The 20,716-nt window shown below is 65.1% G+C and carries 17 protein-coding genes; 15 read left to right on the plus strand and 2 right to left on the minus strand.

The features are described 5' to 3' along the window. The first annotated feature begins 262 nt into the window (after positions 1-262). The 13 genes from GUY37_RS08340 to GUY37_RS08400 all read left to right on the plus strand — a co-directional run bounded on the left by GUY37_RS08340 (position 263) and on the right by GUY37_RS08400 (position 16,424). The gene (locus GUY37_RS08340; protein WP_166824399.1) at positions 263-1,594 is read left to right on the plus strand and encodes a DUF4190 domain-containing protein; all 1,332 of its coding nucleotides are present in this window, start codon (positions 263-265) and stop codon (positions 1,592-1,594) included. A gap of 196 nt (positions 1,595-1,790) precedes the next feature. Then, positions 1,791-3,797 (plus strand): threonine--tRNA ligase, encoded by a 2,007-nt coding sequence (gene thrS / locus GUY37_RS08345; RefSeq protein WP_166824403.1) that lies wholly within the window; start codon positions 1,791-1,793, stop codon positions 3,795-3,797. Next, the gene (locus GUY37_RS08350; protein WP_166824406.1) at positions 3,794-4,399 is read left to right on the plus strand and encodes an HIT family protein; all 606 of its coding nucleotides are present in this window, start codon (positions 3,794-3,796) and stop codon (positions 4,397-4,399) included. The genes thrS and GUY37_RS08350 overlap by 4 nt, the downstream gene beginning before the upstream one ends. After that, on the plus strand, positions 4,396-6,438 hold the full coding sequence (locus GUY37_RS08355; RefSeq protein WP_166824409.1) for an alpha/beta hydrolase family protein: 2,043 nt from the start codon (positions 4,396-4,398) through the stop codon (positions 6,436-6,438). Before GUY37_RS08350 ends, GUY37_RS08355 begins: the two co-directional genes overlap by 4 nt. A 130-nt stretch (positions 6,439-6,568) precedes the next feature. Next, positions 6,569-7,048 carry an NUDIX hydrolase gene (locus GUY37_RS08360; protein ID WP_152346306.1) on the plus strand — a complete coding sequence of 160 codons (480 nt, stop codon included), beginning with the start codon at positions 6,569-6,571 and terminating at the stop codon, positions 7,046-7,048. A gap of 113 nt (positions 7,049-7,161) precedes the next feature. Further along, complete coding sequence (locus tag GUY37_RS08365; RefSeq protein WP_152346307.1) at positions 7,162-7,914, plus strand: YebC/PmpR family DNA-binding transcriptional regulator; 753 nt, start codon at positions 7,162-7,164, stop codon at positions 7,912-7,914. Further along, positions 7,914-8,510 (plus strand): crossover junction endodeoxyribonuclease RuvC, encoded by a 597-nt coding sequence (ruvC, locus tag GUY37_RS08370; protein ID WP_166824412.1) that lies wholly within the window; start codon positions 7,914-7,916, stop codon positions 8,508-8,510. The genes GUY37_RS08365 and ruvC overlap by 1 nt, the downstream gene beginning before the upstream one ends. A gap of 64 nt (positions 8,511-8,574) precedes the next feature. Then, positions 8,575-9,171, plus strand: a complete 597-nt coding sequence (gene ruvA / locus GUY37_RS08375; protein WP_166824415.1) for a Holliday junction branch migration protein RuvA — start codon at positions 8,575-8,577, stop codon at positions 9,169-9,171. Beyond that, on the plus strand, positions 9,168-10,244 hold the full coding sequence (ruvB, locus tag GUY37_RS08380; RefSeq protein ID WP_228278439.1) for a Holliday junction branch migration DNA helicase RuvB: 1,077 nt from the start codon (positions 9,168-9,170) through the stop codon (positions 10,242-10,244). The genes ruvA and ruvB overlap by 4 nt, the downstream gene beginning before the upstream one ends. A gap of 81 nt (positions 10,245-10,325) precedes the next feature. After that, positions 10,326-10,880: a preprotein translocase subunit YajC gene (gene yajC, locus GUY37_RS08385; RefSeq protein ID WP_228278440.1), complete on the plus strand. Its 555-nt coding sequence runs from the start codon at positions 10,326-10,328 to the stop codon at positions 10,878-10,880. A 101-nt stretch (positions 10,881-10,981) separates the two neighbouring features. Next, on the plus strand, positions 10,982-13,093 hold the full coding sequence (gene secD, locus GUY37_RS08390; protein ID WP_228278441.1) for a protein translocase subunit SecD: 2,112 nt from the start codon (positions 10,982-10,984) through the stop codon (positions 13,091-13,093). Then, on the plus strand, positions 13,090-14,106 hold the full coding sequence (gene secF / locus GUY37_RS08395) for a protein translocase subunit SecF (RefSeq protein WP_152346310.1): 1,017 nt from the start codon (positions 13,090-13,092) through the stop codon (positions 14,104-14,106). Before secD ends, secF begins: the two co-directional genes overlap by 4 nt. A 20-nt stretch (positions 14,107-14,126) precedes the next feature. Beyond that, positions 14,127-16,424 (plus strand): RelA/SpoT family protein, encoded by a 2,298-nt coding sequence (locus tag GUY37_RS08400; RefSeq protein WP_166824418.1) that lies wholly within the window; start codon positions 14,127-14,129, stop codon positions 16,422-16,424. Here GUY37_RS08400 and GUY37_RS08405 read toward each other — a convergent pair. Both GUY37_RS08405 and GUY37_RS08410 read right to left on the minus strand, forming a co-directional pair. Then, a complete protein-coding gene (locus GUY37_RS08405) occupies positions 16,403-17,002 on the minus strand; it encodes a hypothetical protein (RefSeq protein WP_208094803.1) in 600 nt (199 codons plus the stop codon). The genes GUY37_RS08400 and GUY37_RS08405 overlap by 22 nt on opposite strands. Positions 17,003-17,105: 103 nt before the next feature. After that, positions 17,106-18,458 carry a DUF349 domain-containing protein gene (locus tag GUY37_RS08410; RefSeq protein WP_166824421.1) on the minus strand — a complete coding sequence of 451 codons (1,353 nt, stop codon included), beginning with the start codon at positions 18,456-18,458 and terminating at the stop codon, positions 17,106-17,108. Between the two features lie 119 nt (positions 18,459-18,577). On the opposite strand from GUY37_RS08410, the gene GUY37_RS08415 reads away from it, so the two are divergent. Continuing rightward, complete coding sequence (locus GUY37_RS08415; protein WP_166824424.1) at positions 18,578-19,222, plus strand: MBL fold metallo-hydrolase; 645 nt, start codon at positions 18,578-18,580, stop codon at positions 19,220-19,222. A 113-nt stretch (positions 19,223-19,335) separates the two neighbouring features. After that, the gene (hisS, locus tag GUY37_RS08420) at positions 19,336-20,670 is read left to right on the plus strand and encodes a histidine--tRNA ligase (protein ID WP_166824427.1); all 1,335 of its coding nucleotides are present in this window, start codon (positions 19,336-19,338) and stop codon (positions 20,668-20,670) included. Positions 20,671-20,716 lie beyond the last annotated feature (46 nt).

Below are 20,716 nucleotides of genomic sequence, written 5' to 3' on the forward strand. Positions count from 1 at the left end.
GAATAGCACAAGTTTGAACATGGGCTGCTCACCTCAGAGCGTGCTGAACGCACGAAGCTGGGCTGTGTGCCTCCGCCGTCTGCGAACGATGAGTGGATGACTCTCGAAGCTCAGAACGCTGATGCAGGCTCAGGTCGCTGATGCGGATTGTGTACGAATTGTTCACCGTGTTCCAGGGCTGAAACGCAGTAGGCATGCGGTATCACACAGGTTTGCTAGTACGCTAGGCGTTGTACAGAACGACGATGACTTCGGAGCACCTATGTCTACTCCTCAGAACCCGTACGGATCGGGTGACGGTTCGCCCGACAACCCCAACGGGCAGAACCCGAACAACCAGCCGCCGAACGCCCCCGATTACGGCAACGATCAGAACGCCGGACAACAGCCCGGTCAGTACGGCGCGGAGCAGTCCGGTCAGCAGTACGGATCGTCAGGCAACCAGCCCTACGGCTCGCAGCCGAACTACGGTCAGGGCGGCAACGACGGCTCGCAGCAGTACGGGCAACAGCCTCCCCAGTATGGCTCGCAGCCGAACTACGGTCAGGGCGGCAACGACGGCTCGCAGCAGTACGGGCAGCAGCCTCCCCAGTATGGCTCGCAGCCGAACTACGGTGCGTCGTACGGCCAGGATCCGAACAGCCAGAACCCGTACGGCCAGGGACAGCCTGACCAGAACCCGTACGGCCAGAATCCCTACGACGCCAACGCGCAGGGATACGACGCCAATCAGTACGGCCAGCAGCCGGCCTACGCTGGCGCCGAGGGGTCCTCCGATCAGTTCATGCCGGCCAACCCGAACGCCGCCTACGGTCAGTACCCGTCGGGCAGCGGCGGCAACACGTCGAAGAACATCTGGGGCATCCTCGCTCTCATCGGCGGCATCGTCGGCATTCTCGGGGCCTTCGTCTTCGGCGGCGGCGCACTCTTCGGCATCGCCGCGGTGATCTTCGGCTTCGTCGGCCTCTCTGCGGTCAAGAAGGGCCTCGCCAGCAACAAGGGCCTCAACATCACCGGCATCATCCTCGGCATCGTGTCGGTCGTCATCTCGATCATCGTGATCGTTGCGACCATCATGTTCGGCGCGTTCATCTTCAAGGCCGCCGACGAAGCCGCCAGCTCCTCTGCTTCGCCCGGCACGAGCCAGGGCGCCGGTCAGGACCCGAGCCCGGGATCGGACGGCGGAGAGGCCGCACCCGCTCAGGCAGGCGAGGTCGAGATCGGTGACGACGTCACCGCCGCGATCAATGTCCGCCCGGGCACCGCATCGTCGTCCGCTTCCGGTGCCGAGTCGACGAATGGTGAGATCGCCGTCGTGACGATGACCGTGAAGAACAATTCGAGCTCCGACGTGGAGATGACTCTCACGAATCTCGCTGCCACCGACGGAGGCAGCAAGGAATACGACGACGTCTTCGACGGGTCGAACTACAAGGGCTCGCTGGCCTTCACCGATCCCGTGCCTGCCGGCGGCGAAACGACCTATGAACTCGCCTATGCCGTTCCCAGTGCAGAGATCGATGGGATGCACCTCAAGCTCGAGCTCGTCGACGACCTCGGCAAGGGCAAGGACTTCGAGTTCTACAAGCAGTGACGGTCTGAACGCCGAGGTGACAGGGCCCACAAGGTCCTGACACTGCGGGCGCACGGATCAGCGGAGTCGGTATGGGTGGCAGTCGAACGACTGCCACCCAACTGATCTGTCCCAGCGAAATCGGTACTAGAATCTCAGGGTGAGCAGCCCACCGGACGGGCTGCTCGAATGAACACTCAACGAACGGAGAAGATCAGTGGCAGACAGCATTGACTGCGCGGGCGAAAGCATTCCCTGGAAAGAGGGGCTGACCGGAACGGAGATCTTCTCCGCCGACCGCACGGTCGTTGCGATGTGGTTGAACGGCGAACCCGCCGACCTCAGCCGCGAACTGCAGCCAGGTGAGCGGATCGCACCGATCACCATCGACTCCGACGCCGGACTCGACATCCTGCGCCACTCCACCGGTCACGTCACCGCTCAAGCCGTCCAGGAGCTCTTCCCCGGCACCAAGCTCGGCATCGGGCCCTACATCACCGACGGGTACTACTTCGACTTCGACGTCGCCGAGCCCTTCACCCCCGAAGACCTCAAGGCGATTCAGAAGAAGGCCGCCCAGATCGTCAAGTCCGGTCAGACCTTCAACCGCGTCGTCGTCACCGAGGACGAGGCACGGGAGCGCATGGCGAACGAGCCCTACAAGCTCGAACTCATCGACGACAAGGGCAAGGGCGCCGACGAGGAGACCTCCGTGGAGGTCGGCGGCGGTGAGCTCACCGTCTACGAAAACGTCGACCGCAAGGGCGAAGTCGTGTGGCAGGACCTGTGCCGCGGCCCTCACCTGCCAAACACCAAGCTCATCGGCAACGGCTTCGCCATCACCCGATCCTCGGCCGCCTACTGGCGCGGCGACCAGGCGAATGCGAGCCTGCAACGCGTGTACGGAACCGCCTGGGCCTCGAAGGACGACCTCAAGGCCTACCAGGACCGCATCGCCGAGGCCGAACGCCGCGACCACCGCAAGCTCGGTGCCGAAATGGATCTGTTCTCCTTCCCCGAGGAGCTCGGCTCCGGTCTGCCCGTCTTCCACCCCAAGGGCGGTGTGATCAAACGGGAGATGGAGGACTACGTCCGCGCCCGCCACATCGACGAGGGCTTCGAATACGTCGGCACCCCGCACATCTCGAAAGAGACTCTCTACTTTACCTCGGGCCACCTGCCCTACTACGGCGAGAACATGTTCCCCTCGATCGCCGTCGATGAGGTCCGCGACGAATCCGGCGAGGTCGTCAAGGAGGGCACTCCGTACCGGCTCAAGGCCATGAACTGCCCGATGCACAACCTCATCTACCGGTCCCGCGGCCGCTCCTATCGCGACCTGCCGCTGCGCCTGTTCGAGTTCGGCACCGTCTACCGCGACGAGGCCTCCGGAGTCATCCACGGCCTCACCCGCGTCCGTGCCCTGACTCAGGACGACTCGCACTCCTACGTGGCCCAGGAAGACGCCGCCGCGGAGATCCGCCACCTGCTGGGCTTCGTGCTCAGCCTGCTGCGCGACTTCGGCCTCGACGACTTCTACCTCGAGCTCTCCACCCGAGACGAGGACGGGAAGAAGGCCGACAAGTTCATCGGCTCCGACGAACAGTGGGTCGAAGCCACCAGCGTGCTCGAGGAGGTCGCCCAGGAGACCGGGCTCGAACTCGTCCCCGACCCGGGCGGCGCGGCCTTCTACGGACCGAAGATCTCCGTCCAGGCCCGCGACGCCATCGGCCGCACCTGGCAGATGTCGACCGTCCAGCTCGACTTCAACCAGCCCGAGCGCTTCGGACTCGAATACGTCGCCGCCGACGGCTCCCGCAAGCAGCCGGTGATGATCCACTCCGCGAAGTTCGGCTCCATCGAACGCTTCCTCGGCGTGCTCACCGAGCACTACGCCGGCGCCTTCCCCGTGTGGCTGGCACCCGTGCAGGTGACCTGCATTCCCGTGGCCGATGAGTTCGACGACTACCTCGCCGAGGTGGCCGACCAGCTGCGCAGGGCCGGAGTCCGGGTGGAGATCGACGACAGCGACGACCGGTTCCCGAAGAAGATCCGCAACGCATCGAAGTCGAAGGTGCCCTTCACCCTCATCGCCGGAGGAGAAGACCGCGACGCAGGTGCCGTGTCCTTCCGCTTCCGCAGCGGCGAACAGGAGAACGGCGTGCCCGTCGCCGAGGCGGTGCGACGAATCCTCGACGCGATCGAGACCAAGGCCCAAGTATGAGCGGAGGCGACGAGGACCCGTCCGCATCGGAGCACCGAGGCGGCCGCCTCGGCGAGGGGATTCCCTATCCCGAGGCCGCCGCCGGGTTCCCCGGGGAACCCGATGGATTCCAACGCCTGTGGACCCCGCACCGGATGGTCTACATCGACGGTCAGGACAAACCGAAGGACGACGGTGCCGGCGAATGCCCGTTCTGCACGGCCCCGTCGAAGACCGACGAGGACGGCCTCATCGTCGCTCGCGGCCGGAACGTGTTCGCGGTGCTCAACCTCTATCCGTACAACCCCGGCCACCTGCTCATCTGCCCCTACCGCCACGTTGCGGACTACACGGACCTGACCGCGGACGAGACCGTCGAACTCGCCGAATTCACCCAACAGGCGATGCGCGTCATCCGGGCCGTGTCCGGACCCCACGGATTCAACCTGGGCATGAACCAGGGACCGGTCGCCGGAGCCGGAATCGCCGCGCACCTGCACCAGCACGTCGTCCCGCGCTGGGGCGGAGACGCGAACTTCCTGCCCGTGATCGCCCAGACGAAGGCCCTGCCGCAAGTGCACGCCGATGTGCAGGCACGCCTGTCAAAGGAATGGAACCGATGAACCCTGAAGACCTCGGCACTCTTGCCGAGTACTCCTCGCCCGTGCTGCGCGGCGCTGACACCGTCATCACGATCCGGCGACCCGATCTGGAGACCAACAGCTACCTCGCGCAGCTGTTCTCCCTGACCGAGGACGGCTCCCGGCGGCTGACCCACTCATGGTCGGACTCGGCCCCGCAGTGCGGCCGAAGCTGGTCGGGCTACCTGAGTGCAGAGAGGAAAACCGCCCCGCAGCTCTTCGTCGGCGACAGCCTCGAGACGGCGCACCAGATCACGGACAGCCACCTCGGCGTCTCCGAGTTCGCCCTCGACGACTCCCGGGCCAGGGCTCTCTACGTCGCCCGGGTCGCCGAACCCGGCCGCTACGGACTCGACGAGTCCATCCCGGAGACCGAAGAATCCCCACGGCGGATCACCTCGGCGTCCTACCTGGCCAACGGCCTCGGCTATACGAACGACCGACCGGCCCGTGCCTTCCTCGTCGACCTCTCCGAACCCGGTCTCGGCACGGTCGGCCTTCGCGGAGCCTCCGAAGTGCCGCTGTCGACTCTGCTGACCACCCCGGACACCGATGTCCACGATCCGCAGTTCTCCCCGAACGGCACACGCGTGTCCGTGGTCTCCGCTCTCCACCCCGACCAGGGACAGCCCGATCTGCGCTCCACGGTATGGCTGCTCGAGGGTGAGGGCCCGACCCCGCTCGAGCTGCCCTCCATGGACGTCGGTCTGCACCGGTGGCTCGACGAGGACACCGTGCTGCTGCTCGGCAACGCTCTGACCCGAGACGAACTCGACTTCGTCGGGCAGATGCCCGGACTCTTCGTCCACGACCTGACAACGGCTTCCACGAGGCGGCTGACGGACCCGGAGACTGTGGCCATGGCATCGATCCCGCCGCGAATCGACGGGGGAGCGATCATCGCCGCCGTCGACACCGACGGAGCCACCCGTGTCGTTCGCATCGGCCTCGACGCCGCAGAGATCGGCTTCGACGAACTCGAGTTCCTCACCGACGACACCACAGTCGTCAACGGCTTCGACCTCAACGACGCGGCCCTCGTCTTCACCGGGGCGACCCCGCAGTCCCCGGCGGTGCTCGGCCGCATCCCCATCGATGGCCGCCCGGATTCCGGGACCGCCTCGGCGCCGGGCGACGTTGTCGTCGTCAAGGAACATCCGGGGCCGGCGAACTCCGTCCTGCCCCAGGTGCTGCGTGTGCCCGGCGAATCCGGCACGATCACCGGCTGGCTGGCCAAACCGCACGGTGAGGGGCCCTTCCCGGTCATCCTCAACATCCACGGCGGACCCTTCGCCCAGTACACCCACTCGTGGTTCGACGAGACCCAGGTGCTCACCTCCGCGGGATATGCAGTCGTGTTCTCGAACCCGCGCGGCTCCGGCGGGCGCACCCGCAGCTGGGGGATCGCAGTCCAAGGCGACATGGCGGCACCGGCGATGGCCGACGTGCTCGCCGTCCTCGACCACGCCCTCGAATCCGATCCCACCCTCGACAGCAGCCGTCTGGGCATCCAGGGCGGATCGTATGGGGGATATCTCACAGCCATGACGATCGCCGCGGACCAGCGCTTCCGCGGAGCCATCGTCGAACGCGGCTACCTCGACCCCGACAGCTTCGTCGGAACCTCCGACATCGGCCGCTTCTTCACCGAGGAGTACACGAGCCGCAGCCGTGAGGCGATCGTGCGCCAATCGCCCCTGGCCCATGCCCCGCAGGTCGGCACACCGACCCTGGTGATGCATTCGGAACGCGACTTCCGCTGCCCGCTGGAACAGGCCCAGCAGTACTATGCGGCCCTGCAGCGAGCCGGAGTCGACACCGAGATGCTCATCTTCCCAGGCGAGAACCACGAGCTCTCCCGGGCCGGCCAGCCTCGCCACCGCAGGCAGCGCTTCGAAGCCATCCTCGACTGGTGGGATCGGCATCTGAGCGGCCGGAAACGGACGCAGCCAGAGGGCGAGCGACATCGCCCGCAAGCGGCTGACCCGAGCGCCGCCGCAGCGCCCGACTCCGCGTCATGAGCGTCGAGTTGGTCGGGAAAGCACAGAGCCGATATCGTTCTCTGGACCGCTGTCGCGCTCTTGCCGAAATCCCCCAGCATCATTATTCTGCAAACACTTGCCTCCTCTCGCCGCCGACCACTGGAGAAACATGAAACCTCGTAAAGCCTCAAGGGTCGTTTTACTCAATGAGCGCGACGAGGTTCTCCTGATCCGGGCCCAAGATCTGCTCACACCCAGTCACCAATGGTGGATGACCTGCGGCGGCGGCTCCGAACTCGGCGAGTCGGCTGCGCAGACGGCGGCCCGGGAGCTGGCGGAGGAGACCGGGATCGAATGCGAACCGCACGAACTCATCGGCCCCCTGGCCACTCGTGACGAGGTCTTCGAGTTCACGGAGAAGTCGCTGCGCCAAGTCGAGACGTACTTCGCGTTCCGCACCGCTGAGGACATCGAACTCGAAGACGCGGTCTGGACGGACATCGAGAAGCGCAGCCTGCTCGAATTCCGCTGGTGGACCCGCGAGGAGCTTCTGGACACGACGGAGACGATCTATCCGAAGAATCTGCTGGGCCTCATCGATCTGGCCACCGCCGGGTCCGTTCCCGAAGTGCCGCTGGTCATCGACTGAACCCGCGTCTGCGGCCGAACACCGGCCGGCGCAGACCTCCGCACGGGCGTCTGCACAAGTCTCCTCGGTCAGCGTATAGACTTGAGAGGCTGTAACTACAGGAAGGAACACCAGTGTCAGGTCATTCCAAATGGGCAACGACTAAACACAAGAAAGCTGCCATCGATGCCAAGCGCGGCAAACTCTTCGCCAAGCTGATCAAGAACATCGAGGTTGCCGCTCGCAACGGTGGACCTGACCCCGACGGCAACCCGACGCTGTTCGATGCGATCCAGAAGGCGAAGAAGAACTCGGTCCCCGCCGACAACATCACCCGCGCGGTCAAGCGCGGCGGCGGCCTCGACGGTTCCGGAGTCAACTACGAGACGATCATGTACGAAGGCTACGCCGCCGGCGGTGTGGCGCTGCTCATCGAGTGCCTCACCGACAACCGCAACCGTGCGGCCTCCGAGGTGCGCGTGGCCGTGACCCGCAACGGCGGGAGCATGGCCGATCCGGGCTCCGTGACGTACAACTTCAACCGCAGGGGCGTCATCACCGTGGGTGCGGACGAGACCGATGAAGAGGCCATCCTGCTGGCGACCATGGACGCCGGAGCCGAAGAGGTCAAGGAAGTCGGCGAGAAGTTCGAGATCATCTGCGAGGCCACCGACCTCGTGGCCGTGCGCACCGCCCTCGTCGACGCCGGAATCGACTACGACTCGGCCGAAGCCTCATTCGTTCCCGAGCTCGAGGTCAGCCTCGACGCGGAGACCGCGCAGAAGGTCTTCACCCTCATCGACGCGCTCGAAGACAGCGACGAGGTGCAGAACGTCTACTCGAACGCCGATGTCAGCGATGAGGTCCTCGCCGAACTCGATGCCTGATGCGCATCCTCGGCGTTGATCCCGGTCTGACCCGGTGCGGGCTCGGTGTCATCGACACCCTGCCCGCCCGGAAGGCGAAGATGGTCGCCGTCGACGTTCTGCGCACCCCTTCGGCCGACTCTGTCGACCTGCGTCTCGGATCCATCGCCGAGTCGTTCGACACCTGGTTGGACAGGTACCGTCCCGACGTCGTGGCCATCGAACGGGTCTTCGCCCGCAACGACGTGTCCACGATCATGGGTACGGCCCAGGCATCGGGACTGACCATGGGGCTGGCGGCCCGCCGCGGACTGCCCGTGGCCATGCACACCCCGTCCGAGGTCAAGGCCGCGATCACCGGCTCCGGTCGTGCCGACAAGAAGCAGATCACTTCGATGGTGACGCGGATCCTCGGACTCGACGCACCGCCGAAGCCCGCCGATGCCGCCGATGCTCTGGCGATCGCCATCTGCCATTCCTGGCGCGGGGCCCTGTCGGCCCAATCGACACCGGGCATGAACAAGGACCTCACCGAACGCAAGGCCGGCGGCCGCCAGGGCAGCGGACTGACGAAGGCCCAGCAGCAGTGGGCCGAGGCTATGCGGCGCGCCAAATGAGTGTGGGGGAGCGGGTGCCTGCTAACCTGGATTCGTACACGTGTTCCCTTAAGAAAGGCTGTTCGTGATCAGTTTCCTCAGCGGTACGGTGCATCGGATCGCAGCTGACCACCTCGTCGTTCTCACCTACGGAGTCGGCCGCAAGGTCCACGTCACCCCCGATACACTGGCCGGAACCCGGCACGGCGCCGAGATCGAACTGGTCACCAGCCTCGTGGTGCGCGAAGACTCGATGACCCTCTACGGCTTCACCACCGAAGACGAGAACCACACCTTCGACGTGCTCCTGTCGATCTCCGGAATCGGCCCCCGTCTGGCGATGGCGATCCTGTCGGTCATGGGACCCGACGAACTCGCCGCCGCGATCACGAATCAGAACGCCGATGCGCTCACCCGGGTGCCGGGAATCGGGAAGAAGGGCGCCTCGCGCATCATCCTCGAACTCGAGAACAAGCTGCCCAAACTCACCGCGTCCGCTCCCGGACCGACTCTGTCCTTCGGCGGCGGCAATCAGCAGGTCGTCGACGCTCTCGTGGGCCTCGGCTGGAAGGAACCGCAGGCCGAAGAGGTCGTCGCCGAGGTCGTCAAGGAGACCGGCGCTGAAGCCGGCACTTCTGTGGTCCTCAAGGCCGCACTGAAGGTCCTGGGTGCGAAGAGATGACGAGTTCCTTCGATCCTGGCTCCTACGAGATGGACTTCGGTGATCAGGACCTGACCGGGGCCGAACAGGACAGACTCGTCTCCGGCCGCGCCGAGACCGCCGAACGCGATGCCGAAGCTGCACTGCGCCCGAAGGGCCTGGCCGACTTCATCGGCCAGCCGCAGGTGCGGGAACAGCTCTCACTCGTCCTCGATGCGGCAAAGGCCCGGCAGAAAGCACCCGACCATGTGCTGCTCTCCGGTCCTCCCGGACTCGGCAAGACCACTCTGGCGATGATCATCGCCCATGAGATGAACTCGAGTCTGCGGGTGACGTCCGGACCGGCCGTCCAGCATGCCGGTGACCTTGCGGCCATCCTGTCCTCCCTCGAAGAGGGCGAAGTCCTCTTCATCGACGAGATCCACCGGATGGCCCGCGCCGCCGAAGAGATGCTGTATGTGGCGATGGAGGACTTCCGGGTCGACGTCATCGTCGGCAAGGGCCCAGGTGCCACCGCGATCCCGCTCGACCTCCCGCAGTTCACCCTCGTCGGGGCCACCACCCGGTCCGGTCTGCTGCCGGCACCGCTGCGCGACCGCTTCGGCTTCACCGCCCTGCTCGATTTCTATTCGAGTGCCGACCTGCTCACCGTTCTGCAGCGCTCGGCCCGGATGCTCGGCATCGATTCCGAGCTCGCCGGGCTCGAAGAGATCTCCACCCGTTCCCGCGGCACCCCGCGTATCGCGAACCGACTGCTGCGACGCGTCCGCGACTGGGCGCAGGTGCGCGGGAGCGGAATCATCGACGAGGAAGCCGCCACCAAGGCCCTGCGCGTCTACGAGGTCGACGAACTCGGTCTCGACCGCCTCGACAGATCGGTTCTGCAGGTGCTGTGCCGGCGTTTCGGCGGCGGACCGGTGGGCCTGGGAACCCTCGCAGTCTCCGTCGGCGAAGAAGCCGACACGGTCGAAACCGTGTCCGAACCCTACCTCGTGCGGGAGGGCCTGATCAGTCGGACTCCACGCGGACGCGTGGCCACCTCTGCGGCCTGGAAGCACCTGAAAATGCAGATCCCAGCAAACTATGAGTTCTGAACCCCGCATTTGAGTTCGCTATGAGAGGTGAGGACGAACTAAGCTGGTTCACTGATTCATTCATATGAAAGGCTGATATCTGTGGATTTGCTGATCCCTCTTGCGCTTGCCGCGCTGCTGATCTTCTTCCTGTTCAATTCTCGGCGTAAGCAGAAAGCGCGTGCGGAGCAGATCAAATCGGGTCTCGTGCCCGGCGCAACCGTGATGACGACCTTCGGTGTCTTCGGCACCGTGCTCTCGATCGACGAAGAGAACAACCAGGTGACGATCGAATCCGGCCCCGGAACGGTTCTGCGCGTCCACCGCCAGGCCATCGGCCAGGTCGAGAACAACGAGGCCGCACCCGTCGACGCCCCCGGCGCCGCCGCTCCCGCCGCCGATTCCGATATCGACGCCGACGCCGTCGAGGAGAAGCCGGCCATCACCGATGCCGAGCTCGACGCCATGAACGAACGCAAGCGCGCCGAGACGGACGCTCCGGACGAGGACGCCGCTGAGGAAACAGTCGCGGACGACTCCGCTGCGGGTGCCGAGGACGTCGACGCCGAGACCACCGCTGAGATCGATGCCGATTCCGCCGATGCGGACGACGATTCCACGGACTCCACGGACTCGGATTCCGACAAGAAGAACTGATCCGTTCTCGCACTCTGCTCCCGACTGAAAGCTGAAACGTGTCCGATATCGAAGAAAAACCACGACCTGGTTTGCGCTTCCTGTGGCTGACTATCGTCACCGTGGCTCTCGCCGCAATCATCGCCGGCGGTGTCATCTGGTCGAATGCCACGACGACTCCCAAACTCGCACTTGACCTCGAGGGCGGAACGTCGATAATTCTGGAACCGCAGGTGTCCGAGGGCACGGATATCAGCAAGGAGCAGCTCGATCAGGCGGTGGCGATCATCCGCCAGCGTGTCGACTCGACCGGTGTCTCCGAAGCAGAGATCACGACGCAGGGCGACCGCAATATCGTCGTGAATCTTCCGGGCAACCCCGACGAGGAGACACGTAACCTCGTCCGGTCGTCGGCTCAGCTGGTGTTCCGCCGCGTGGCGCTGGTCGGTGACCCGCGTTCGCAGGAGCAGATCCAGAAGGAGCAGGAGAAGAGCGGCGAAAGCGGAGACAGCGGGGATTCCTCGGGATCCGATGACGGACTGAGCGACGAAGAGCGCAAACGCCTCGAGGATCTCACCGGTGCCGATTCGAAGGGCGATGGCCAGGGCGAGGAACAGGCACCGTCCGGCGGCGGCGATGCCGTCAACGCCGGCGGCTCGACCGAGAAACAGGCCGATGAGGCCCCCGAGCAGACGAAGACCTCGGAGTCGGAGAGCAAAGACGCGGAGAAGTCCGGCGAAGGCAGCGGGTCGAGCGAAGGCACGAAGGTCACCGACTCGACACCGCGGCCTCTCTTCGATCCCGAGAAGGACTCCTCCGAGTGGCAGACCGAAGGGATCATCAAGGAATACACGGAGCTCGACTGCACGAACAAGAAGAACCGGACGGGAGGCGAACAGCAGCCTTCCGACAAACCGGTCGTCTCGTGCTCCCAAGACGGACAGGCGAAGTACATCCTCGGACCAGTCGAACTCTCCGGTGATCACCTCGCCGATGCCAACGCGGGCTATGCCTCAGGAGCAAATGGCGTGCAGACCAACAACCCTGCCGTCAACCTGTCCTTCGATGCCACCGGGCGTGAGATCTTCAAGCAGATCACCTCGGACATCACCGGCAAGCAGCAGCCGTACAACCAGTTCGCGATCGAGCTCGACGGCCTCGTGCTCTCGGCTCCGTCCTCGAACGCGGTGATCACCGACGGCAACGCCCAAATCACGGGTGACTTCAGCCTCGACGAGGCGCAGACTCTGGCCAACCAGCTCAAGAACGGTTCGCTGCCGCTGAGCTTCCAGGTCCAGAGCGAGGATCAGATCTCGCCGACCCTGGGTTCGAACTACCTCAAGATCGGTCTGCTCACCGGACTCGTCGGACTCATCCTCGTCGTCGTCTACTCGCTGCTCCAGTACCGGGTGCTCGGCCTCGTCACCGTCTCGAGCCTCGTCGTCGCCGGTGTGCTCACCTATCTGCTGCTGCTGTTGGCATCGTGGAGATACGGCTACCGCCTGTCCCTGGCCGGTGTCGCCGGTATCATCATCGGCATCGGCATGGCGGCTGACTCGTTCATCGTCTACTTCGAACGTGTGAGAGACGAGCTGCGCAGCGGGCGCAATCTGCTCTCCGCAGTCGAAGTCGGCTGGGACCGGGCCAAGCGGACGATCTACGCTTCGAAGGCCGTGAACATGCTCGCCGCGGTCATCCTCTACATCCTGGCCGTCGGATCGGTGCGAGGCTTCGCCTTCACCCTGGGTCTGACCGTGATCATCGACGTGCTCATCGTCTTCCTATTCACCCACCCGATGCTGCAGGTCCTGGCCCGCACGAAGTTCTTCGGCGAAGGCCACCCGCTGTCGGGTATGGACCCGCGTCTGCTCGGAGTCAAACCAGCCGCATATCGCGGTGCCCTCAACCTGTCCATCGATGACCAGGACAAGACGCCCGAGGCCAAGCGTCGTGAGAAGGCGCGGATGCGCAAGGCGGGAATGACCGCCGAGGACACATCCGGCACGACCGCAGCGGCGACGGCTGCGGCCGAGTCAGAGGAGAGCACGACGACGTCCACGACCGACAAGGCCGAGTCCGGGAAGTCGAAGGCCGCGAAGTCGAAATCCGCGAAGACCGCAGCGTCGACGGGCGGTATGACCATCGCCGAGCGGAAGGCCGCGGCCCGACGCGCCGAAGAAGAGGATGCCGCCGAAGACTCGGCGGCTCAAGACGGCAAGGAGGCTGACAAGTGAAACGGTTCTTTGCCTGGGGCAACCGGCTGCACAGCGGCGAATCATCGATCCCATTCGTCGGCAAGGCGAAGCTGTGGCTGAGCATCGCCGGAGTCCTCGTCCTCCTCTCCCTCCTCGTTCCCCTCATCTTCGGATTCAACTTCGGCATCGCCTTCAAGGGCGGTTCGCAGTTCCAGGTCGACCATGTCACCGACACCTCCGCTGCCAAGGGCGAAGGCATCGTCAACGACGTCGTCTCCGGGTCCGAGCCGCGCCTGACGCCGACCAGTGACACGGCCGTCCAGATCGAGACGAACCAGCTCACCGACCCGCAGATGCAGGAAGTCCGCGACGGTCTCGTCGCCGGCTACGACGTGAAGGTCGAAGACGTCACCTCGACGTTCGTCGGGCCCGAATGGGGCCAGGACGTGACGTCGAAGATGATCCGCGCGCTCGTCATCTTCGTGGCCATCGCGCTCATCGTCATGGCGCTGTACTTCCGCACGTGGAAGATGTCGGTCGCGGCGATCGTGGGCCTCTTCGCCGTGATGATCGTGACCATGGGCATCTACTCGGCCACCGGCTTCGAAGTCACTCCGGAGGCCATCATCGGCTTCCTCACCGTGCTCAGCTTCTCGCTCTATGACACGGTGGTCGTCTTCGACAAGATCCGAGAGAACACGACCCGATTCGGGGAGAAACGGAACCTGAAGTTCTCCGAGCTGGTCAATCTCGGTGTGAATCAGACGACCGTGCGCTCGATCAACACCTCGGTGGTGTCCGTGCTGCCGATCGCCTCGATCCTCTTCATCGGTGTGTTCCTGCTCGGTGCGGGAACACTGGTCGATATCTCGCTGTCCCTGTTCATCGGTACTATAGTGGCAGCCGCTTCGACGCTGTTCGTCGCGAGCCCCCTCTACGCCGTCCTCCGGGCAAACGAACCGGCGGTCAAGGAACAGGAGGAGGCCGTGCGTGAATTACGCTTGAAGAACGGGGGAGCAGACGTCCCACCGGTGATGCACGCCGAAGTCTGATTCCCGAGAGAGGAGATGTTGTGGCTTCGTCCGCCGATTCGCGCCGTCCGCGAGGCATCTCCCGCTTAGCGTGGTGGGCGGCCAGGGCGCAGAACAACCCCGGCTACCCGAGAGTGCTCGGTCCGATGATCCGGGCTCTGCAGTCGAACCATCCGAAAGCGGACATCGACCTCGTCGTCCGAGCCTATAAGGTCGCCGAGGAGGCTCACCGCGGGCAGACCCGGAAGTCCGGTGACGCCTATATCACCCACCCCATCGCGGTCGCGACCATCCTCGCCGAGATCGGCATGCTGCCGGTCACGCTCGCCGCCGCGCTGCTGCACGACACGGTCGAAGACACGTCGTATTCGCTCGCAGAGCTCACCGAGGAATTCGGGGCCGAAGTCGCGGCCATGGTCGACGGGGTGACGAAGCTCGACAAACTCACCTACGGCCAGGCCGCGCAGTCCGAGACCGTGCGCAAGATGATCGTGGCGATGGCCAAGGACATCCGCGTGCTCGTCATCAAGCTCGCCGACCGTCTCCACAACGCGCGCACCTGGCGTTTCGTCCCGGCCTCGTCGAGCACGAAGAAGGCCCGCGAGACCCTCGACATCTTCGCCCCGCTGGCACACCGGCTGGGCATGAACACGATCAAATGGGAACTCGAAGACCTGTCCTTCCAGGTCCTCCATCCCAAGGTCTATGACGAAGTGGTCCGGCTCGTCGCGGACCGGGCTCCCGAACGCGAGAAGTATCTGGCCACGGTCTCCGAGGAGCTCCAGGGCGAGCTCAAGGAATCCGGGATCGAGGCCTCCATCACGGGACGACCCAAGCACTACTACTCGATCTATCAGAAGATGGTCGTGCGCGGACACGAGTTCGCCGACATCTACGATCTCGTCGGAGTCCGCGTCCTCGTCGAATCCGTGCGCGAGTGCTATGCCACCCTCGGCATCGTCCACGCCCGCTGGAACCCGGTTCCCGGGCGGTTCAAGGACTATATCGCAATGCCGAAGTACAACATGTACCAGAGCCTGCACACCACGGTGATCGGGCCGGCCGGCAAACCCGTCGAGATCCAGATCCGCACCCACGAGATGGATCGACGCGCAGAATTCGGCGTCGCCGCTCATTGGAAGTACAAGGACCTGAACAAGTCGTCGAAGGCCGTGACCTCGAACACCGCACGCTCGGTGAAGGTCTCCGACGCCGGCGAGGTCGACGACGCGGCCTGGCTGCGGCAGCTGCTGGACTGGCAGCGTGAGGTCTCCGACCCCGATGAGTTCCTCGACAGCCTCCGCTATGAGGTGAATTCGAAGGAGGTCTACGTCTTCACTCCCAAGGGCGAGGTGATGAGCCTGCCATCGGGAGCCACCCCCATCGACTTCGCCTATGCCGTGCACACCGAGGTCGGGCACAAGACCATGGGTGCCCGCGTCAACGGCCGCCTGGTCGCTTTGGACACGGAGCTGAAGAACGGGGACTCCGTCGAGGTCTTCACCTCGAAGGACGAGAACGCCGGGCCCAGCCGCGACTGGCTCGGCTTCGTCAAGAGCCCGCGGGCCCGGAGCAAGATCCGTCAGTGGTTCTCGAAGGAGCGCCGCGAAGAGGCGATCGAGAACGGCCGCGAACAGCTCGCCAGAGCGATGCGCCGCCATACCTTCTCCGCGGCCACGCTGATGAGCCAGGAGGCCCTCCAGGTCGTCGCCACAGAGATGCGTCTGCCCGATGTCAGCGCCCTCTACGCCGCGATCGGCAACGGTGTGTCCTCGGCCCAGCACGTCGTCGACCTGCTGGCCAAGGAAGTCGGGGAGGACGACGAGTCGGTCGCGCTGCCTCCGGAGCCGCGCAACCGCACCGGTCAGTCCTCGGGGCACCATTCTTCGTCCGAAGGCGTGATCGTCAAGGGCGTCGACGACGTGCTCGTCAAACTCGCCCGCTGCTGCACCCCGGTGCCGGGAGACGAGATCCTCGGCTTCGTCACGCGCGGCTCGGGCGTGTCCGTGCATCGTGTCGACTGCCCGAACGTGGCCTCACTCAGACGTGAACCCGAACGCATGGTCGAGGTGTCCTGGGGTGAGAAGACGAGCGGAATCTACCTCGTCCAGATCCAGGTCGAAGCTCTCGACCGTGCCGGTCTGCTCTCCGACATCACGAAGGTCCTCACCGAGACCCATGTGAACATCCTGTCGGCGACGGTCGGCACGTCCCGGGCACGCGTGGCCCAGTCGAAGTTCGTCTTCGAGATGAGCGATGCCAGCCATCTGGACACGGTGCTCTCTGCCGTGCGCAAGGTTGAAGGCGTCTTCGACGTCTACCGCATCTCCGGCGGCTGATCCTCCCGGTCGATTCCGATCCCGTCGAGGGCATGGCCGTCTGCGGCGGCACTGTCCAAGGCGGCGCGCATCTGGGCGACGAATGGTCGACGGGCCACCTGAGAGAGGTAGTCCCGGAGACGATGGCGCAGGCCGGTGGGGATCTCCGCAATGATTCCCCGCAGCGCCTGCGGTGACTCTGCGGTGCGGAACCGGAAATGCGGGAAGAGCAGATCGTAGAGCGTCCGTTCCTCCGTTGTGATGGGCAGTCCGTCGATGAGGCACCATTCGTCGTCCGCCAGCGTCGTCTCGTGGACGTCGAAACCGTCATCGGCGATCCACCGTCTTCTGGGCAGAGTGATGCAGTTCAGCGGAGCGGGAGCCCGGCCGAGACCGCGATGCACCCACCAAGCGCTGTCATGGGAGACTGCGAGCCCCGGTGGGATGAGCGAATGCAGAGCGGCCATCCGCTCCGCGGGGGAGAGGATCGCGCCCTTGCGCACCCACGTCGATTCGGTCAGTCGGATGAGCAGACCGTCGAGGGTGAGCTCGGTGAGCTGCTCGTACCCGAAGTCCCGCAGATGAAACAACGCCTCCATACCCGCACTATCGTCGGGTGTGGAGGCGTTGACAAGACGTCGGCTGCCGCCTGTGGACAGTTGGGGACTCGAACGCCCGAACCTGTGGACGAGCGGAGAGTCCTCAGTCGAGCTCCGCGGCGGTCTGTGCGAGCTGATCCCTCCAGGCGCGGCGGGCGTCAAGAGCTTCCTGCGCCTCCGCGACGGCTTTCCCATCGCCACCGGACTTCGCGGTCTCGAGCTTCTTCTCGAGTTCGACGATCGACTCGTCGAGCTGATTGAGCGCACCCGAGGTGCGGGCCTTCGTCTCCGGGTTGCTGCGCTGCCAAGCGGCTTCCTCGGCATCGGCGAGCGCACGCTCGACATCGCGCAGACCGTTCTCCATCCGGGAGACATCGGCACGGGGGACCTTCCCGGCTTCCTCCCACTGGTCCTGGATGGTGCGCAGATCACGCTTGGCCGCCACCGGATCGGTGATCGGCAGCAGCGCCTGCGCCTTCTTCAGCAGCTCTTCCTTGACGACGAGGTTGCCCTTGAACTCCTCGTCCAGCGCGGCGTTCTCCGCATCGCGAGCGGAGAAGAACACGTCCTGTGCGGCTCGGAACCGTGCCCACAGAGCGTCATCGTCCTTGCGGGACGCACGCGGGGCACGCTTCCACTGGCTCATCAGGTCCTTGTACTTCTGGGACACGGTCCGGAAATCGGTCGAGGCCGACAGCGACTCCGCCTCGGCGACGATCTTCTCCTTGATCCGCTTGCCCTCGGCATTGACCTTGTCGAGTTCGGCGAAGAACTCCTTGCGCTTGTGTTCGAAGCTGTTCCGGGCCTGCGAGAACCGGCCCCAGAGCTCCTGATCGACGGCACGCGGCAGACGCGGTCCGCTGCGCTGCATGTCCTTCCACTGTGCGAAGAGCTCGCGCAGACGGGCACCCGACTGCTTCCACTGGATCTTCGACGGATCCTGTTTGGCCAGGGACTCGGCCTCGACGACGAGAGCCTCACGGTCCTCGGCGGCGGCGAGCTTCGCAGCCTGGGCGCGAGCGGCCTGTCGGGACTCCGTGGCCTCGGCATCGGAGATGAGAGTGTCGAGGGTGGTGCTCAGCCCTTTGAGATCACCGACGACATTGGCCTCCGGCAGCGACTCCTGCAGCGTCTTCGCCGCCGCCACGATCTCACGGCCGGGAGCACCGGCGGAGAGGCGATTGCGCAGCAGGACCGCACTCTCGGCGAGTTCGACGTACTTCTTCGCGAAGTACTCGAGCGCCTCATCGGGAGTGGCATCCGGGTACTGACCGACGGCCCGCTCGCCCTCAGCGGTGGTGACGAACACATTGCCTTGTGCATCGGCCCGACCATGAGTCACTGCGCGAGCCACCTCGGCGTCGTGGTCGATATGGCTGGCGTTGACCACCTGCGCCGCCTGCGGACGCGGCAGCGACGACGGACGGGGGGTCGGCTTCGGTGTCGGGGTCGACATGGTTCTCACCTTGTTTCCATCGGTCGAACCGGCAGGTCTTCACACCCGCCGATCACTCGATTGTGGGATAGACGTTATCCCAGCATAACCATCGGCGCGCGTGTAGATAGACTTTGCACATGGATGTGTTCTCGACCAACGCCGAATTCCTCGACGTCAACTGCTATGCCGTGCGCGCAGACGGCTCCAGCGACTGCATTCTCATCGACTCCGGATACGACTGCGCCCCCGGACTCGACAAGCTGCTGAGCGAAGAGGGACTGGAGCCGCAGGCGATCTTCCTCACCCACGGCCACCCCGACCATATCCTGGGCCTGACCAACGTGCTCGCCCGCTGGAACGTGCCCGTCCACCTCGGCACCCCGGACAAGTACCGGCTGGACTCACCGGCGACGACGCTCAATCCGCAGTTCGCGGCGATGCTCGCCCCGCTGGTCGAAGACTGGAACGCACCCGCGGCCGAGGACATCACCGACGGGCAGAGCTTCGAGATCGCGGGGCTGACCATCACCGCGGTCGCCGCACCCGGCCATACCGAAGGCTCCATGCTGCTGCGCGTCGTCGACGGCGAGGAAGAGGCCATCTTCACCGGTGACGTCGTCTTCGCCGGAGCCGTCGGCCGTGTCGACCTGCCCGGGGGAGACCCGCAGGCGATGCAGGAGTCGCTGCGGGCATTCACGACGCTGCCCGATGCGCCGATCTATCCTGGACACGGCCCGGCGACACGGGTCAGCACGGAAATCGCGACGAACCCGTTCTTCTGAGCGGATCCGACCGAGCGGTCGCACCCGCCCGACCAGCCACCGGAACTCACCCGAGACCACCCGATTCAGCGGTGCCCCACGGCATCGCATCAGCACCGAAAGCAAGGAGCACCATGGCGAAGTCAGCCCGTCTGTCCGGATTCCCGGAACGACTCCCGGCCGAACGCGTGATCGAGAAGGCCATCATCGACACCCTCGAACACACCTTCGCCCTGCACGGGTTCTCCGCCCTCAACCACCGCGCCGTCGAACCCATCAGCCAGCTGGCCAAGGACGGAGAGATCGACAAGGAGATCTTCGCCGTCTCCCGTCTGCACTCCGACGGCGCCGAACGCAACCCGCTCGGCCTCCACTTCGATCTCACGGTTCCCCTGGCCCGCTATATCGCCGACAATGCCAACGAACTGAGCTTCCCGTTCAAGGCCGCCCGCGTCCAGCCCGTCTGGCGAGGCGAACGGCCACAGGCCGGCCGCTACCGCGAGTTCATCCAGGCCGATATCGACGTCATCGCCGATGGTGAGCTGCCCGGACACTTCGAAGTCGAGATCCCCCTGGCTGTGGCCGACGCATTCTCCCGGCTCGCTCCTCTCGGCGTGCCCGGAATCAAGATCCTCGTCAACGACCGCAGGCTGCTCGAAGGCTTCGCCCGCGGAATCGGACTGACGGACATCCAGGCCGTGCTGCGCTGCCTCGACAAGTACGACAAGATCGGCCCCGCCGAGGTCGGTGAGCTGCTCGCCGCCGAAGCCGGCGCCGACGAGGAACAGCAGCATCTGTGCCTGGCGCTGGCCGCCATCGAATCCGACTCCCCGGACTTCGCCGATCAGGTGCGCGCCCTCGGCGTCGACCACCCGCTGCTCGACGCCGGACTCGAATCGCTGACGACCCTGCTGCGTGCCGCAGCCGAACGGGCGCCGGGAGTCGTCGTCGCCCAGCTCAAGATCGCCCGCGGCCTCGACTACTACACGGGAGCGGTCTACGAGACCCAGCTGATCGGCCACGAAGAGCTCGGCTCCGTGTCCTCCGGCGGACGCTACGATTCGCTGGCGACCGTGGGCAAGAGGAACTATCCCGGGGTGGGCATGTCCATCGGCGTCTCGCGTCTCATGGCGTTCATCCTCGGCGAAGCTTCGGAGATCCGCGCCACCCGCGGCACCCCCTCGGCCGTCGTCATCGCCGTCACCGAGGAGGCCCGGCGCGGAGAGGCCGACGCCGTGGCCGCGACTCTCCGGTCCAGGGACATCCCCTGTGAGGTGTCGCCGAACGCCGCGAAGTTCGGCAAGCAGATCCGCTACGCCGAACGCCGCGACATCCCGTTCGTCTGGTTCACCGACGGTGAGTCCGGCCACGAGGTCAAGGACATCCGCTCGGGAGAGCAGACCACCGCCGATCCGGCCACGTGGACTCCTGCAGAGGACGACCTCTGGCCACGCGTGTACCGGAGCTGACGGAAGGGCGACTATCATTGTTCAGGCGCTAGACCACAACATCACA

It is taken from the genome of Brevibacterium limosum (assembly GCF_011617705.1).
Classification (GTDB): Bacteria; Actinomycetota; Actinomycetes; order Actinomycetales; family Brevibacteriaceae; genus Brevibacterium; species Brevibacterium limosum.